General features: G+C 71.3%; 13 protein-coding genes. 9 read left to right on the forward strand and 4 right to left on the reverse strand.

Annotation, left to right across the window (positions count from 1 at the left end):
- Positions 1-31 precede the first annotated feature (31 nt).
- The 3 genes from ACFQWG_RS12590 to ACFQWG_RS12600 form a co-directional block, all read right to left on the reverse strand.
- Positions 32-205, reverse strand: coding sequence for a hypothetical protein (locus tag ACFQWG_RS12590; protein WP_380975829.1), 174 nt, complete (start codon positions 203-205; stop codon positions 32-34).
- Positions 206-598: 393 nt separating this feature from the next.
- Positions 599-2,140, reverse strand: a complete 1,542-nt coding sequence (locus tag ACFQWG_RS12595) for a carboxylesterase/lipase family protein (protein ID WP_380976339.1) — start codon at positions 2,138-2,140, stop codon at positions 599-601.
- Complete coding sequence (locus ACFQWG_RS12600; protein WP_380975831.1) at positions 2,140-2,832, reverse strand: TetR/AcrR family transcriptional regulator; 693 nt, start codon at positions 2,830-2,832, stop codon at positions 2,140-2,142. Before ACFQWG_RS12600 ends, ACFQWG_RS12595 begins: the two co-directional genes overlap by 1 nt.
- Before the next feature lie 129 nt (positions 2,833-2,961).
- Here ACFQWG_RS12600 and ACFQWG_RS12605 point away from each other — a divergent pair, with 129 nt between their 5' ends.
- The 9 genes from ACFQWG_RS12605 to ACFQWG_RS12645 all read left to right on the forward strand — a co-directional run bounded on the left by ACFQWG_RS12605 (position 2,962) and on the right by ACFQWG_RS12645 (position 14,819).
- Complete coding sequence (locus ACFQWG_RS12605) at positions 2,962-4,329, forward strand: MFS transporter (RefSeq protein ID WP_380975833.1); 1,368 nt, start codon at positions 2,962-2,964, stop codon at positions 4,327-4,329.
- Positions 4,330-4,495: 166 nt separating this feature from the next.
- Positions 4,496-6,760, forward strand: a complete 2,265-nt coding sequence (locus ACFQWG_RS12610) for a beta-glucosidase family protein (protein ID WP_380975835.1) — start codon at positions 4,496-4,498, stop codon at positions 6,758-6,760.
- Positions 6,761-7,229: 469 nt separating this feature from the next.
- Positions 7,230-8,120, forward strand: a complete 891-nt coding sequence (locus ACFQWG_RS12615; RefSeq protein WP_380975837.1) for a transporter substrate-binding domain-containing protein — start codon at positions 7,230-7,232, stop codon at positions 8,118-8,120.
- 20 nt (positions 8,121-8,140) lie between these two features.
- Positions 8,141-8,812, forward strand: a complete 672-nt coding sequence (locus tag ACFQWG_RS12620; RefSeq protein WP_380975839.1) for an amino acid ABC transporter permease — start codon at positions 8,141-8,143, stop codon at positions 8,810-8,812.
- A gap of 32 nt (positions 8,813-8,844) precedes the next feature.
- On the forward strand, positions 8,845-9,633 hold the full coding sequence (locus ACFQWG_RS12625; RefSeq protein ID WP_380975841.1) for an amino acid ABC transporter ATP-binding protein: 789 nt from the start codon (positions 8,845-8,847) through the stop codon (positions 9,631-9,633).
- A gap of 42 nt (positions 9,634-9,675) precedes the next feature.
- Entirely contained in the window at positions 9,676-10,905 is a 1,230-nt protein-coding gene (locus tag ACFQWG_RS12630; protein WP_380975843.1) for a cystathionine gamma-synthase, read from the forward strand.
- Positions 10,906-10,960: 55 nt separating this feature from the next.
- On the forward strand, positions 10,961-11,920 hold the full coding sequence (locus tag ACFQWG_RS12635; protein WP_380975844.1) for an aldo/keto reductase: 960 nt from the start codon (positions 10,961-10,963) through the stop codon (positions 11,918-11,920).
- Between the two features lie 255 nt (positions 11,921-12,175).
- Positions 12,176-14,605: a carbon starvation CstA family protein gene (locus ACFQWG_RS12640; RefSeq protein ID WP_380975846.1), complete on the forward strand. Its 2,430-nt coding sequence runs from the start codon at positions 12,176-12,178 to the stop codon at positions 14,603-14,605.
- Positions 14,595-14,819: a YbdD/YjiX family protein gene (locus ACFQWG_RS12645; RefSeq protein ID WP_380975848.1), complete on the forward strand. Its 225-nt coding sequence runs from the start codon at positions 14,595-14,597 to the stop codon at positions 14,817-14,819. Before ACFQWG_RS12640 ends, ACFQWG_RS12645 begins: the two co-directional genes overlap by 11 nt.
- A gap of 32 nt (positions 14,820-14,851) precedes the next feature.
- On the opposite strand, the gene ACFQWG_RS12650 is transcribed toward ACFQWG_RS12645, so the two are convergent.
- Positions 14,852-16,198, reverse strand: a complete 1,347-nt coding sequence (locus ACFQWG_RS12650; protein ID WP_380975850.1) for a chloride channel protein — start codon at positions 16,196-16,198, stop codon at positions 14,852-14,854.
- Positions 16,199-16,268 lie beyond the last annotated feature (70 nt).

Genomic DNA, 16,268 nt, shown 5'->3' on the forward strand with positions numbered 1-16,268 from the left:
GGGAGTGGAAGTATCCCGCTCCCTACGACTTCTACGACATGACGGCCGATCCGGAGGACCTGGAGGAGTTCCTCACGCCGTCGCGTTGCCGCGCATTGGCGGAGCCGGGGAGATAGAAGTACTGGATCAGCTGTCCGATCTTCTCGGCGGTCGTCATCTCCGCCAGGAGGCGTTCGACGCGGGGGGATGAAGTCGGTCTGCTCATGATGTCATTCCTTTCGTGCTGGTTCGGCGGGGTGCCGTGGCACAGGCCATCCGGTTGCGGGACTGGGCCGTCTGCGGTCGGGCCGGGGAGGTCTGAGCACTCCCGGCCGGACACCGGGGGACCCGTTGCGGTGCGCGCGATGAGACGACGGCCGCGTCTCTTCCCGTGGCGACGGGGCGGTGGACCATGAGCCAGACATGGGCAATCGACTCCTTCGTCATCGCTGTCCTCGTTGCGATCATCGCGATGAGGCGCCGACTCAGCCGTTCCCCATCGGCACGACGATCCTACGCTCAAAATCAAGTGATGTTCGGTTTTGGCGGCATGAGTGGCCCCAGAGGCGAGGAGCCCATCCAGAGGACGCGGGCCGCGCGCACGCGTGGGCGGGGCGGGTCAGAGCAGCGCGCTCAGGGATGCGTACCCGTCGGGCCGCACCCGGAGGCCGTCGGGCGCCTCCGGCCCGCCGAGCACCGCGGTGGCGCCGGGAGCAGAGGACCACGCCGGCCAGCCGGGGTCGCCCTCGTCGACGAAGCGGACGGCAGCGGAATGGAGGGCGCGGGCCAGCGCCTGCGGGGGCTGGCTGCTGGCGACCCGGTCCACGCCCGGGGCGCCGAGGCAGTCGAACCAGAACGGCACGTCCAGGCAGTGGCAGGCCCATCCCAGTGCCGGGGAGGCCCATGAGAACGCGTAGACCCACGTGGACGCGCTCCCCGTGCGGCCATCGACTCCGGTCGCGGTCCGCGCACCGGCCACGCGCGCCACGAGCGAGCGGAAGACGCGGTCGGTGGCGTATCGGCCGAGCGCCACGGCCGCCCCCCTGCGGCGCAGCTCGCGGTTGTCTCGCAGATAGGCGCGGCGCCGGCGGCCCTCCAGCCCCATCCGCGCGAGCGCCAGCCCCGGCGGGACCAGCCGGAGCCGCCCCCTCATCGCGTCGGTGGTCATCGTGAGCTCGTCGTCGGCGGCGCCCAGGAGCAGCGCCTTGTCCGCACCGACGCCGGCCCCGAGGGACTCGGCGGTGGGGCGTGTGATCAGGCCGCCGTCGATCATCGGGGCCCAGGGCAGACCCTCTCGCAGGAGGCTGATCTCGCCGTCGAGGGCCTTGCCCGAGTCCGGCTTCGCCGCCTCTGCCTGCAGGGAGGCGAGCCGTTCCTCGGGGACGGAGGCGAAACCGTCGCGGGTGCAGGCGACCCCGGCCAGCTCGGCCAGACGGGCGGACAACCGGCGCGCACGCGCGCCGGGCACGTCCCCCAGCGCGCCCGAGAGGCTGATCACCCGGTGGAACAACGGCTGGGCGGCGGGCATTCCGAGCAGGGTGAGCACGGCCCCGCCGCCCGCCGACTGCCCCATGATCGTCACCCGGTCCGGGTCGCCTCCGAAGGCCCCGATATTCTCCTGGACCCACTCCAGCGCCGCCAGCCAGTCCAGGACGCCGCGGTTGTCCGGCGCTCCCGGGATCCGCCCGAATCCGTCGAATCCGAGCCGGTAGGACACGTTGACGGTGACGATCCCGTCGCGTGTGAAGGCCGCGCCGTCGTACCACGGACTCGCGGGGGAGCCCTCGACGTACCCGCCGCCATGGATCCACACCATGACGGGCAGACGCGCCCCGCGGTCCCCTGGCGCGGGCGTGAACACGTCGAGGTTGAGGGTCGCCTCCCCCGGGATCGCGGGCTCGGGGATGAGGGTCTGCGCGGAGTCGCCGCGCTTGGGGGTGGGCCCATGGACGAGGGCGTCGCGGACGCCCTCCCACGGATCGGGTCGCCGCGGCGCGGCGAATCGGAGGCCGCCCACAGGCGGCTTCGCGAAGGGGATCCCGAGGAAGGCGGCGGAGGGACTCCCTCCATCGGGGCCGGCGCGCCACATCCCGCGCACCCGGCCGGCGCTGAGGGCGGTGACGGGCGCCTCGGGTGGCGTCGAGATCCCGGGCGCGGGCATCACGTGTCTTCCCTCTCGGCGGAAGACATCGGCGAAGGACTTCCCTGTGGATCCCAGTCGGGGACGATGAGCCGGATCAGCAAACCGACGATGCCGGCCATGTCGAGGCCGGGCTCAAGGAGCCGCTGCAACTGCAATCCGTCACTGACGGCCTGCAGGATGCGGGCCAGGCTCTCGACGTCCACGTCGGGATCCATGCGTCCCGCGGCCTGCAACTGGTGGAACGCTGCGACGAACGTCGACTGCACGTTGCGATTGCGGTCGGTGAAGAACTCGTGTGCGGGATTGGCGGGGTCGGCGGCGCGGACCTCCATGCGGGCGAACAGCTCGATCAGGCCGGGCACGTGGGTGTTGTGCTCGATCACGTCGAGATAAGTCGTGAACGTCTGGTCGGGACCATCCACGGTCCAGTGCGCGAAGTAATTGCCGCCATCGGCGTCGTCTGGGCGCCCGGGGCTGAAATGCCGGGCATCGCTCTCGTCCCGTGCGTGCAGGATCTGCGTGAACAGGTCGTCCTTCGAATCGAAGTAGTGGAGGAGGCCCGCCTGGGACAGGTCGACGGCCTCGGCAAGCTCCCTGACCGAGGCGTTGGGGAAGCCGTGATCTGCCACGACGTCCAGCGCTCGGTGGAGGATCTCGTTCCTTTTCGCGACACCCTTCGCGTATGAGCCCCGTCGTGCCATGAGCGTCATCCTAATCCACCTTCACCCACCTTTTTGAAACCCGAATAACGCTTGACTTCTAAAAACCGAGTGCCATACAGTTTTTCTCGCTCGACGTCGAGCGTCGCTCTCCTCATCACCCATCTCAAAGGAACAACGATGACACTGAAGTCCTCGTCCGCCCATGACGGCGCGGCGATACCGGCATCGGAGCCCGCCTCGGATCCCACGGTCGATCCGGCCGGGAGCCCCAACATCCTGGGCCCCGCGCTCATCCCCCCAAAGATGGGTGTCAAGCCGGAGCGCATGAAACCCATCTGGTACGTCGCCATGATCGTGCTCGCGCAATTCGGCCTGTTCCTCGCGCTGCTGACACCGGTCATGGTCTCGATGCAACTCAAGGTGAACACCCTGACCAGTGACGCCTCGGAGCAGGCCGCGATGATCGGGGCGATCCTGCCCTGGGGCGCGCTGGCCGCGCTTGTCTTCAACGTCGTGGGCGGACGGATCTCGGACCGCACGACGGGGCGCTGGGGGCGTCGCCGTCCCTGGATGATCCTCGGCATCGCGGGGCTCGCCCTGTCGCTGGTCATCGTGGCGCTCGGCACGAACACGGTCACGCTCGCGATCGGGTGGCTCCTCGCCCAATCCCTGGCGAACCTCGGCTATGCCGCGTTCACGGCCTCGATGGCCGACCAGCTGTCCGACCGCCAGTACGGCACCGTCTCGGGCCTCGTCGCCGTCGCCCAGAACGTCGCGATCATGGCAGGCACCTGGCTGGCCAGCTTCCTCAGCCACAACATCCTGCTCCTGCTCCTGGTGCCCGCCCTCATCGGATTCGTGGCTGTGTCCCTGTATGCGCTTTGCATCCCGGAGCCCGTCCTCAAAGAGAACAAATACCCCTTCAACTGGAAGGAGCTCCTGCAGACCTTCTGGGTGAACCCGGTTGCGCATCCGGACTACACATGGGCGTGGATCGGACGCTTCCTCATCATATTCGCCTCATTCATGTTCACGACCTTCCGCCTGCAGTACATGACGCAGCATCTCCAGCTGGACCAGGACGCCGCGGTCAGCGCCGTGGCCTTGGGCGTCACGATCTACACGGTGGCCACGATGATCACCGGCGTCGTCGGCGGCTGGCTGTCCGACAGGTTCCAGCGGCGCAAGATCCTCGTGGCGATCTCGATCCTGGTCTTCGCCCTCGGCACCTACCTCCTCATGCACGCGGAGTCGGTCGAATTCTTCTATGTCTGCGAGGCGATCATGGGGGCGGCCTACGGAGTGTACGGAGCCGTCGACATGGCTCTCGTCTTCGAGGTCCTGCCCGACCAGGCGAACACGGGCAAGGATCTGGGCGTCTTCAACATCGCGAACGCCCTGCCCCAGTCCCTTGCACCCGCATTCGGCAGCTGGGCGCTGGTGTCCCTGGGGTCGGGCACGGACTTCGCGCCGTTGCTCGTGAGCGCGGCCGTGATCGGGGGCCTCGGCGCCGTCGCCACCATGTTCATCAGGAGCGTCCGCTGATCGACGCCGCCCGCGCCGCCGGCACCGGAACGTCCTCGTCCGGGAGAGCGGGCTCATCGGCGGCGAGGGAAACAACCAATTGGTAGATTAGATGCGTGCGCGGCCGGGGCGCGGCCGCCCGCGACCGGAGCCGACCGAGGCCGACCGACTGTGAAAGGACACGATCGTGGCGGAGTACCGAGTTTCCGACCTCACCCTGGAGGAGAAGGCGTCGCTGACCAGCGGGGAGGACTTCTGGAGGACCACGCCCGTCGAGCGTGCCGGGGTGCCCTCGATCATGGTGACCGATGGTCCCCATGGCCTGCGCAAGCAGGCGGGCGAGTCAGACAACCTCGGCCTGTCGCAATCGGTGCCCGCGACCTGTTTCCCGCCCGCGGTGGCCCTGGGGTCCTCGATGGACCCCGACCTGGCCGAGCGCATCGGAGAGGCGCTGGGGGAGGAGTGCCGGATCGAGGACGTCGCCGTGCTGCTGGGCCCCGCCGTCAACATCAAGCGGTCGCCGTTGTGCGGGCGCAACTTCGAGTACATCTCGGAGGACCCCCTGGTCGCGGGCGCCATGGGTACGGGCCTGGTGCGCGGCGTGCAGTCGAAGGGCGTGGGCACCTCCCTCAAGCACTTCGCGGCCAACAACCAGGAGACGGATCGGATGCGCGTGAGCGCGGACATCGACCCCCGCCCGCTGCGCGAGATCTACCTGCGCGGCTTCGAGCGCGTCGTCCGCGACGCCCAGCCGTGGACCGTCATGTGCTCCTACAACCGCATCAACGGCGTCTACGCCTCGGAGGACCCCTGGCTGCTCACCCAGGTGCTGCGCGACGAGTGGGCCTTCCGCGGGCTCGTGATGTCCGACTGGGGCGCTGTCAACGACCGGGTCGCGGGGCTCCCGGCCGGACTGGACCTGGAGATGCCGGCCAGCGGCGGGCGCACCGACGCCCAGCTGGTCGCCGCGGTCCGGGCGGGGACGCTGCCGGAATCGGCGCTGGACGTGGCGGCGCAGCGAGTCCTCGACCTGGTCGCGAAGGCGCAGGGCCGTCTGGGTGCCGCCGGTCCCCTGGACGTCGAGGCCCACCACGCGCTGGCACGCGAGGCGGCCGGGCGCTGCGTGGTCCTGCTGAGGAACGACGGCGGGCTCTTGCCGTTGGCGCGGGAGACGCGCGTGGCCGTGATCGGCGAGTTCGCCCGCACCCCGCGCTTCCAGGGCGGCGGGTCCTCCCACATCAACCCCACCCGCGTGGACAACGCGCTGGAGGAGATGCGGGCGCTCGCGGCCAGCGGCGCGGACGGGGACGCGGGCGAGACGGTGTCCTTCGCCCCCGGCTTCACGCTCGACGGGACGGGCGACGCCGCGACGCTGCGCCGCGAGGCCGTCGAGGCCGCCCGGGCGGCGGAGGTCGCCGTCGTGTTCCTCGGCCTGCCCGAGGCGGAGGAGTCAGAGGGGTTCGACCGCACCACGATCGACCTTCCGGCCGTCCAGCTCGAGCTGCTCGACGCCGTGATCGAGGCGAACCCCCGCACCGTGGCGGTCCTGTCCAACGGCGGGGTGGTCGCCCTGCCCTTCCGCGACCGTGTGCCGGCCATCATCGAGGGCTGGCTGCTGGGCCAGGCGGGAGGCGGCGCGACGGCCGACGTCCTCTACGGCGCCGTCAACCCCTCCGGCAAGCTCACCGAGACCATCCCGCTGCGCCTGGAGGACACTCCCTCCTTCGGGAACTTCCCCGGCGAGCTGGGACACGTCCGCTACGGCGAGGGCGTCCTGGTGGGCTACCGGTGGTTCGACGCCAAGGGCCTCGAGGTCGCCTTCCCCTTCGGACACGGCCTGTCCTACGCCACCTTCGAGTACGGGCCGGCCTCGGTCGAGGTCGTGGGCCAGCAGGGCGCCGGGGACGAGGGCGGCGCCGGCGACCTCCTGGTCACGGTGCCCGTGAGGAACACGGGGACGGTCGCGGGGCGCGAGGTCGTGCAGGCCTACACCTCGCTGACCGGACCCTCCGCCGTGACCCGCGCCCCGCGCGAGCTCGCGGGCTTCGCATCGGTGGAGCTCGCCGCGGGCGAGACCCGGAACGCCGCGATCCGCATCCGGCGGGAGGACATGGCCTACTGGGACATCCGCGTCGACCGGTGGGTCGTCGAGGGCGGCGACTACCTCATCGAGATCGGCTCCTCCAGCCGGGACCTGCGCTCCCGGGTGACGGCTGCCGTCCCCGGGGATCCGATCCGCCCGCCCCTGACAGGGGAGTCCTCCCTCGCCGATCTGCTGGCCGATCCGGTCGTCGGCCCGAGGGCCCGCCGGGAGGTCCTGCCGGCGGTGGGCGGGGAGGACATGGAGCGGATGATGGGCTCCATCCCGATCGGGCGCCTGGCGAGCTTCACCCGGGGCGGGCTCGAGGAGGCGCTCGAGGATCTCCTCTCCGAGGCCCGCGCCGGGCGGTAGCCGCCCTCGTCCCGCGCCGGGCGGTAGCCGCCCTCGTCCCGCGCGGGCGGCCGCCTTCGGGCCGTGGTTCGCCGGCGTCGGGCGCCCCCTCCGTGCGCGCGCTGGAGGGCGGGGGCTCACCTGAGGGACGCGCGGCCGGGCCCCACCCACCAGGGTGCTAGTCTGACCGACGTGAGCACAGCGAACAGCCGTCCCGACGTGGCCATGATGGCCGCGGGGGCAGCCATGCGCGGGCGAATGCCCGGGCGCATGGCCGGCTGTTGTCGCATCTGTCGCTGAGCGACGTCTGGGCGCCGCCAGGGGCCGCTGCCCCAGGCAGCACGCTCCCGCCCCGCCCTCCGGCCATGCGTGCCGCGCGTCCTCCGGCCCCTCCGGCGGCCAGGACGGTCCCCGATCGCCGCAACGGCGGTCCCCGGCGCCTCGCCGCCGCCCCCCCTTGAGCACTTCCCATCACGTCCCAGGAGATCCCATGCGCATCCGCGCCGCACTCACCGTCCTCACCGCCGCCCTCGCCGCCTCATCCCTGGCCGCCTGCTCATCGGGCGGCACGTCCTCGAGCCCGTCGGACCAGCCGGCCTCGGGAGCCGCGTCGTCTTCGTCGACGGGAGCGGAGGACGCTCTGGCCGAGCTCCAGGACTCCGGCGTGCTCCGCGTGGGGACCGAGGGCACCTACGCGCCCTTCACCTACCACGACTCCTCCTCCGGAGATCTCACGGGCTACGACATCGACGTCATCACGGCCGTCGCCGACAAGCTGGGTGTGAAGCCAGAGTTCTCCGAGGTCAAGTGGGACGCGATCTTCGCGGGACTGGAGGCCAAGCGCTTCGACATCATCGCCAACCAGGTGACCGTCAATCCCGAGCGCATCGAGAAGTACGACGTCTCCGACCCCTACACGGACTCCGAGCCGGTCGTCATCGTGCGCGCCGACGAGACGTCGATCACCTCGCTCGCCGACGTGGCAGGGAAGACCTCAGCGCAGTCGGCGACCTCCAACTGGGCGGAGCTCGCCACCGAGTCCGGCGCCACCGTCGAACCGGTCGACGGGCTGACCGAGGCGGTGGCGGCGCTCAAGGACGGCCGCGTCGACCTCACGTTCAACGACAACCTGGCGGCGCTCAACTACCTGTCCACCACCGGTGACACCTCCGTCAAAGTGGCGTTCGACCTGCCCGACCAGGCCGTGAGCCAGGCCCTGGTGCTGCGTAAGGACTCCGGCCTGCTCGACGCCGTCAACCAGGCGCTGGCGGAGCTTCGGGCCGACGGGACGCTCGCCGAACTCGGGAGCAAGTACTTCGGCGAGGACGTCTCCGGAACCGGGGACGCGGCAGACGGCTCCGCCGAGTCCGGCCAGGACTGACCGGGGCCGGGAACCCGCCCATGTCCGTCGACGATCCCACCGTCCGCCTGCTGCTGGACTCGCTGTGGCCCCTGGCCAAGGGCGCGATCACGGGCACGATCCCGCTGACCCTCGCGTCCTTCGCCATCGGCATCGTGCTGGCCCTCATCGTGGCGCTCGCGCGCCTGTCCCGCAACGTGGTCGCCCGCTCTCTCGCGCGGTTCTTCATCTCCGTCATCCGCGGGACGCCCCTGCTGGTCCAGCTGTTCATCATCTTCTACGCGCTGCCCAGCCTCGGCCTGGTCATCGATCCCTTCCCCTCCGCGGTCATCGCGTTCTCGCTCAACGTCGCGGGGTACGCGGCCGAGGCGATCCGCGCGGCGATCCTGTCGGTGCCGCGCGGCCAGTGGGAGGCCGCGCAGACCGTCGGGCTCACCCACGCCGCGACCCTGCGCCGCGTCATCCTGCCCCAGGCGCTGCGTGTGGCCGTGCCCCCGCTGTCCAACACGTTCATCTCACTGGTCAAGGACACCTCGCTGGCATCCTCGATCATGGTGGTCGAGCTGCTGCGCCAGGCCCAGCAGATCGCCGCCCCGACCTACGAGTTCCTGGCCCTGTACTCGCTGGCCGCCATCTACTACTGGATCCTCTGCACGATCCTCTCCGCCCTCCAGCAGCGTCTGGAGCGGCGACTGGACCGCGCCGCCGTCTGACGAGGGAACAAGGGACAAGGAAGGCACCGACCATGCCACTGCTGGAAGTCACCGGCCTGCGGGCATCCTTCGGGGACACGCCCGTGCTGCGCGGCATCTCCCTGTCCGCGGAGCCAGGCGCCGTCACGGTCCTCATCGGCCCCTCAGGGTCCGGGAAGACGACGTTCCTGCGCTCGCTCAACGCCCTGGAGACCCCGCAGTCCGGCGTCGTCCGCATCGGCGACACCACCGTCGACTACGGGGCGCACCCCGCCCGCCGGCAGCTCGCCGCGCTGCGCGCCCACTCCGGGATGGTGTTCCAGGCCCACCATCTGTTCCCGCACCGCACCGCCCTGGAGAACGTCATCGAGGGACCCGTCCACGCCCAGCATCGCCCCCGCGCCGATGCGGAGCGCGAGGCCCGCGACCTCCTGGCCCGCGTCGGCCTGGCCGACTGCGGGGACCGCAGGCCCGCGGAGCTCTCCGGCGGCCAGCAGCAGCGCGTCGGCATCGCCCGCGCCCTGGCCCTCCACCCGGAGCTCCTGCTGTTCGACGAGCCGACCTCGGCCCTGGACCCCGAGACCGTCGGAGAGGTCCTCCAGGTCATGCGGGACCTGGCCGCCGAGGGATGGACGATGGTCGTCGTCACCCACGAGATCGCCTTCGCCCGGGAGGTCGCCGACCAGGTCGCCTTCCTGGACGGCGGCGTCATCCTGGAACAGGGGCCGCCCGACCGGATCCTCACCCGTCCGCGCGAGGTGCGCACGCGCCAGTTCCTCCGCCGGGTCCTCGAGCCGCTCGCGGCGCCCTCGGCGATCGCCGACGAGGGCGGCGCGGCCTGACCGTTCCGTCCCACAGAACCGAACCCACACGAAAGGCTCTCTATGACCACCCCCACGTCCGTCCCCGGCCCCCTGGGATTCGCCACACGCGCCGTCCACGTCGGACAGGAGCCCGACCCGCGCACCGGTGACGTCGTCCCGCCGATCCATGTGACGTCCACCCACGCCCAGGACGCGGTGGACCGGCTGCGCGGCGGATACGAATACGGCCGCGGCCCCAACCCCACGCGCGACGCCTTCACGCGGGCCCTCGCCAGCCTCGAGGGCGGGGCGGCCGCCTTCGCCTTCCCGTCGGGGCTCAACGCCGAGGACACGCTGGTGCGGGCGCTGACCCGTCCCGGGGACCACATCTCCTTCGGCTCGGACGTCTACGGCGGCACCTATCGGCTGTTCAGGACCGTGTGGGAGAAGGAGGGGCTCACCGCGACGCCGTTGGACCTCGCCGATCCGGAGGCCGTCGCGCGCGACGTGGCGGAGCACGGCTCGCGCCTCGTGTGGGTGGAGACGCCCTCGAACCCGCGCCTGGAGGTCTTCGACCTGCGCGCCCTGGCCGAGGCCGCTCACGCCGGGGGCGCGCTGCTCGTGGCCGACAACACCTTCGCCTCGCCGTACCTCCAGCGGCCCCTGGAGTTCGGCGCGGACGTCGTCGTCCACTCGACGACGAAGTACATCGGAGGGCACTCCGACCTGGTGGGCGGCGCGGTGATCGTGCGCGACGGGCTGCGCGTGCCCGTGGGGCTGGCGGCCGGGCCGTGGAGGGACTCCGGGCTGGTCGCCGACGAGCTGTCCTTCCTCCAAAGCGCGGTCGGGGCCGTCGAGTCCCCGCGTGACGCCTACCTGGCCCACCGCGGGCTCAAGACGCTGGCCGTGCGCATGGAGCGCCACTCCGCGACGGCGCTCGCCCTGGCCCGCCACCTCGTGGACCACCCGGAGGTGCGCGCTGTCCACTACCCGGGCCTGGAGTCGGATCCCGGACACGACCTGGCGGCCCGCCAGATGCGCGCCTTCGGGGGCGTGGTCTCCTTCGAGCTGGCCTCGGCCGGGCTCGCGCGCCACGTCGCGGAGTCCACCCGGGTGTTCTCCCTGGCGGTGTCCCTGGGGGCCACCGAGTCGCTCATCGAGTACCCGCCCGTGATGACCCACGCGGAGACCGTCGGCGGCCGGTGGGCCGTGCCGGAGGGGCTGCTGCGCGTGTCCGTCGGCCTGGAGGATCCCGGCGACCTCATCGCGGACCTCGACCGAGCGCTCGCCTCCTCCGCGTCCTACCGTTGAGACGACGCCCGCGCGGCCCCCGCGCGGACGAACCCCGATGACCAAGGAGCACACCATGCCGCGAATCGGCACATCCGAGCTGACCGTCGCGCCCCTGTCGCTGGGCGCCAACACCTTCGGGTGGACCTCCTCCGAGGAGGAATCCCTCGCCGTCCTCGACGCCTTCGCCGCCGGCGGCGGCGACTTCATCGACACGGCCGACGTCTACTCGGCGTGGGCGCCCGGCAACGCGGGCGGGGAATCGGAGACGATCATCGGGCGGTGGCTCGCCCGCGGCGGCGCCGCGCGCCGCGACGGGGTCACGATCGCCACCAAGGTGGCTCAGCACCCGCAGTTCCCGGGCCTGTCGGCCGCCAATGTGGCAGCGGCCGCCGACGCCTCCCTCAAGCGGCTCGGCACCGACCGCATCGACCTCTACTACGCCCACCAGGAGGATCCGGACACGCCGGTGGCCGAGTCGGTCGCCGCCTTCGCCGCGCTCCAGGAGGCCGGCAAGATCCGCGCCGTGGGCCTGTCGAACTTCTCGGCCGCCTCGATCCGCGCCTGGGCCGAGGCCGCGGACGAGCAGGGCGTCCCCCGCCCCGCCGCCCTGGAGCCGCACTACAACCTGGTCCACCGCGCCGACTTCGAGGACAACCTGCGTCCCACCGCGCAGGAGCTGGGGCTGTCCGTCATGCCCTACTGGGGATTGGCCGCCGGGCTGCTCACCGGGAAGTACCACTCCCCGGAGGACATCGACCGGTTGGGCGGCGCCCGCGCCGACACCGTTCGCGGCTACGCGAACGACCAGGCGTTCCTGGTGGTCGCCGCCCTGCGCGACATCGCGGCCTCCCACCGCGTGGAGCCGGCCTCCGTCGCCCTGGCCTGGCTGGCCGCCCAGCCCACCGTCACCGCCCCGATCGCCTCGGCCCGCACGGTGGAGCAGCTCCCCTCGCTGCTCGCCTCCCTGAGCGTGGAGCTCACCGCCGGGGAGCTGGGCACGCTGGACTCGCTGTCGGCGCCCATCGGCCACTGAGCCGCCCATCCGCCGGCGGCGCTCCCGTCCCGGCCACGGCCGCCCTCGTTCTCCCCGGACCCGGGGACGGGGGCGGCCCCTGTCCGCGGGACGGCAGACAGGCGGAGCGCGGGCGTGAGCGCGGGAATCGCGATGAGCCGGCGGCAAGCGCCCGCTGGGGAAGCAAGGTTCGCCTAAAGTGGGCATGGGCCCGGACTCGACAACTGTCGTCGACGACGCGCTCCTCCCCATCCCTCGAGCACAAGCGAGCCAGCCATGGTGGACAACGCCGTTCCAGAGATTCCGACCTACACCCCCGAAGAAGAAAGACGGATCCTCCGCAACAAGCAGGGCGTCCCCGTCGGCGTGAGACCCGACAACACCTGGACCTCGAAGAAAGTCGTCCTCTGGGTCCTCATCACCGCGCTGGGCGTCCTCGGGTGGACGATGCTGGCCGTCGTCCGCGGCGAGGAGGTGAACACGATCTGGTTCGTCATCACCGCCGTGTGCACCTACCTCATCGCCTATCGCTTCTACGCGCTGTACATCCAGAAGCGGATCATGCGCCCCGACGACACGAACGCCACTCCGTCCGAGCGCATCAACAATGGGAAGGACTTCGACCCGACGCACCGCGTGGTCCTCTACGGGCACCATTTCGCGGCCATCGCGGGCGCGGGGCCCCTGGTGGGCCCGGTGCTCGCCGCCCAGATGGGCTACCTCCCCGGCACGCTGTGGATCATCATCGGAGTGTGCCTGGCGGGCGCCGTGCAGGACATGCTCGTGCTGTTCTTCTCGATGCGCCGCGGGGGCCGCTCGCTCGGCCAGATGGCCATCGACGAGATCGGCAGGGTCGGTGGCGCCGTCGCCACCGTCATCGTCCTCGTGATGCTGATGATCGTCCTGGCCGTCCTGGCGATGGTCTGCGTCAACGCGCTGGCCGAGTCGCCGTGGGGCGTCTTCTCCGTGGGCTGCACCATCCCGATTGCCATCTGCATGGGCCTGTGGCTGCGTTTCGTCCAGCCCGGGCGGATCACGCAGGTGTCCCTGGCCGGGTTCGCCGCCCTGCTGGCCGTCATCATCGCCGGGCGGTGGGTGGCCGAGTCCTCCTTCGGACAGTTCCTGCACCTCAGCCCCACGACGCTGGTGGTCGTCATGATCGTCTACGGCTTCTTCGCCGCGGTCCTGCCCGTGTGGGTCCTGCTCACCCCGCGCGATTACCTCTCCACCTTCATGAAGGTGGGCACGATCGTGGTGTTGGCGATCGGCATCATCGTGGTCCGTCCGATCGTCGAGATGCCAGCGGTCACCGAGTTCGCCTCCAACACCGACGGTCCCGTCTTCGCCGGCACCCTGTTCCCCTTCCTGTTCATCACGATCGCCTGCGGGGCGCTGTCCGGCATGCACGCGACGGTCAGCTCGGGCACCACCCCGAAGATGATCCAGAAGGAGTCCCAGACCCGGATGATCGGGTATGGGGGCATGCTCATGGAATCCTTCGTCGCGATCATGGCGCTGGCGGCCGCGGCCTCTCTCAACCAGGGCATCTACTTCGGGATGAACACGTCCACCGCCTCGGTGGACCAGCTGGCCGGGACCTCGGTCACCCAGACGACCGACGATCGCAACGAGATCACGGCCCAGGCCGTCGCGAACCTGTCGGTCACCGACGCCCACGGCAACCCGATCAAGGCGGCGTGGGACTCATGGGACCAGGACGGCAACGAGAAGACCTATGAGGGGGCCGAGGCGTTCCGCCAGCTGGCCGAGGACGTCGGCGAACCGTCCGTGACCTCGCGCACGGGCGGGGCGCCGACCCTGGCCGTCGGCATCGCGCACATCCTCCACCAGATCGGCGGCGGCCGGACGATGATGGGTTTCTGGTACCACTTCGCGATCATGTTCGAGGCGCTGTTCATCCTCTCCGCCGTCGATGCGGTGACCCGCGTCGCCCGGTTCCAGGTCTCCGACGCGATCGGCGCGTTCGCCCCGAGGTTCCGCGACCCCTCATGGCGTCCAGGCGCCTGGTTCTCCACCGCCCTGGTGGTCGCGGCCTGGGGGTCCCTGCTGCTCATGGGCGTCACCGATCCGCGCGGAGGCATCCAGACGCTCTATCCCCTGTTCGGGATCGCGAACCAGCTGATCGCGGCCGTCGCCCTGCTGGTGTGCGTCGTCGTGGTGATCCGCAAGGGGAACACGAGGTACGTGTGGATCCCGCTGATCCCCTTCGCCTTCGACACGGCCGTCACCTTCACCGCGTCGTGGCAGAAGATCTTCTCCACGGACCCGAAGGTCGGGTACTGGCAGCAATGGCGCGACGCCCGGCAGACGATGGGGACGCTGACGGATCCGGAGGAGATCACGGTCCAGAGCGCGATCGTCCGGAACACGTTCATCCAAGGGACCCTGTCCATCGTGTTCCTGGCGACCGTCGCCTTCGTCATGGTGTGCGCGCTCGTGCGGATCCTGCGGACCCTGAGGACGCGCGACACCACCACCTCGGAGGACCCGCATCGGGACTCGAACTTCTTCGCCCCGGCGACGCTGTTCGCGTCGGCCCTGGACAAGAAGCTGATCGACGAGTACGCCGTCGTCGGTGATCCGGCCCTCATCCCCGGCCGCCGCAGGTCGGGGCGCGCCGCGGATCCGGCGCCGGGCGCGGAGGGACCGGGAAGCGGCGGCGGAGGCGTCGGCCGTGGCCTCTGAGGATGTCGGAGCGGCGAGGGCGCTCGCGCGGGCGCGGGAGTCGTGGGCGCAGGCGCGCGCGCTGTGGCGCGACTTCACGGGCGAGTCCGCCTACGACCGTTATGCCGAACGGCACGCACGTGAGCACCCCGGGCACCCGCCGATGTCGGAGCGCGAGTTCTGGCGGGCCCGCGCCCGTTTCGACGAGGACAACGTCTCCACGGGATGCTGCTGACGGCCCGCCCCGTGCGGGTCGGGGCACCGACCTCACCGCGGAGGGGGAGCGGCCTCGCGGAGCGCGAGCCATCGGGCGGTCGCGGTGGCTCCACCGATCGCCAGCAGGCAGGGGAGCAGGATTCCCGGCCCCTGATGGGTGAACTCCATGACCAGAGCGAGAGCGGTCAAGGGCGCTCTCCAGGAGGTGGCGAGGAACGCGGCGGCCCCGATGACGGCGAAGGCGGCCAGCTGGGTGCCGGGCGATCCCGGGGCGATCGCCGACCACAGGAGTCCCCATGCCATTCCCGTGAGCGCGCCGATGCCGGCTCCCAGCGCGACGGACGGCTGCAGGGTGCCGCCCCACGCGCCCGAACGGATCGTCGCCAGCGTCGTCGCCAGCTTCGCCAGGACCACGACCGCCAGCAGCGTCGCGCCGGAGGCGGCGGCGCCGTCGGGCAGATCGAAGGTGATCTGGGCGGAGGACTGCCCGTTGCCCAGGACCCCGGGGACCCAGACGGAGACCAGGCCGACCGCGGTGAACGCGACGGGCATCGTCCACAGCAGTCGGGCGTCGCGGGGGCGGGACGACTCGCTGCGCCGCACGGCCGCGCCGAACCCGTGGCCCAACGCTCCGATGAGCGGACCGGCGAGGAGGGCCCACACGGCCAGCGACGCCGTGGGCGCGATCTCGGGGACGTCGTAGAACGGGCTCCCGAACGTCCACCCGTCTGCGACCAGCACCGCCAGACCGGACATCACCAGCGCCGGCCACACCGTGCGGGGGGTCACCCGGGTGAGGACCACTTCGAGGGCGAACACGGCTCCCGACAGGGGGATCGAGTAGACGGCGGCCAGACCGGCCCCGGCCCCGCAGGCGACGATCGTGCGCCGGTCCTCCGGCGACAGGCCCAGTCGGTCGGACAACCCGGCCGACAGGGAGGCCGCGAGCTCGCGCGGAGCCGCCTCCCGGCCGATCGAGGCGCCCATCGCCACGATGACGACCTGGGTGGTCGTGTGCCAGAAGGCGGCGGGCAGAGGAGCGGGTCGGCCCTCGGCCGTCGCCGCGACGTCGAGGCCCGCGTGACCCCGGCGGAAGTAGAGGAACCAGGAGAACCCGCCGACGACCCCGGCCACGGCGAGCACCGCGACGCGCCGCCAGGGGTCCGCGGCCTCGACCATCGTGAGGAGGGAGGGGCCGGAATGGACGTCGAGCCAGCCGGCGCGGACAGGGCCGCCGCCCGTCCCCGGGCCGATCCCGAAGGCGAGCCGCTGGAGGACGTGCAGCAGGCGCTGGAAGAACCATCCCGTCAGGCCGGCCGCGACACCGCCCAGCACCACGGCGGCGACCAGGCGGCTCCCCGCGCCACGTCCCATGGTCGTCGTCCCGGCTGATCGCATGCACCCACGCTACGGTTGACGGGGGCGCTTGCACAAAGTCCCGCGCGGCGCCCGTGCCGGACTCCCCGTC

Source organism: Schaalia naturae (assembly GCF_042665795.1).
GTDB lineage: Bacteria > Actinomycetota > Actinomycetes > Actinomycetales > Actinomycetaceae > Pauljensenia > Pauljensenia naturae.